General features: G+C 50.5%; 4 tRNA genes. All 4 read right to left on the bottom strand.

The features are described 5' to 3' along the window. Positions 1-62: 62 nt before the first annotated feature. The 4 genes from RWY47_RS03120 to RWY47_RS03105 all read right to left on the bottom strand — a co-directional run bounded on the left by RWY47_RS03120 (position 63) and on the right by RWY47_RS03105 (position 404). Positions 63-146 (bottom strand) — tRNA-Leu (locus tag RWY47_RS03120). A 14-nt stretch (positions 147-160) separates the two neighbouring features. After that, positions 161-245, bottom strand: a tRNA-Tyr gene (locus tag RWY47_RS03115). Positions 246-249: 4 nt separating this feature from the next. Further along, positions 250-324 (bottom strand) — tRNA-Thr (locus tag RWY47_RS03110). A gap of 4 nt (positions 325-328) precedes the next feature. Continuing rightward, positions 329-404 (bottom strand) — tRNA-Asn (locus RWY47_RS03105). Positions 405-408: the final 4 nt, after the last annotated feature.

Here is a 408-nt window from a genome sequence, read left to right as displayed (position 1 = left end):
ACACACGCCTTAGAAGGGCGTTGCTCTATCCAGCTGAGCTATGCACCCACATTATTTAAATTTGGTGCGGATGAAGGGAGTCGAACCCCCACGCCATAGGCGCCAGATCCTAAGTCTGGTGCGTCTGCCAATTCCGCCACATCCGCGCAAATTATTAAGTTGGTGGAGGATGGTGGATTCGAACCACCGAAGTCAGTGACAACAGATTTACAGTCTGCCCCCTTTGGCCGCTCGGGAAATCCTCCACGTTGGAGCTAGTGATAGGAATCGAACCTACAACCTGCTGATTACAAGTCAGCTGCTCTACCGTTGAGCCACACTAGCATATTGGCGGGAATAACAGGACTCGAACCTGTGACCCATTGATTAACAGTCAATTGCTCTACCAACTGAGCCATATTCCCACAT

Origin of the sequence: Paraclostridium sp. MRS3W1 (assembly GCF_032465715.1) — a bacterium.
GTDB classification, from domain to species: Bacteria; Bacillota; Clostridia; order Peptostreptococcales; family Peptostreptococcaceae; genus Paraclostridium; species Paraclostridium dentum.
This window is presented reverse-complemented; position numbering and strand designations above follow the sequence as displayed.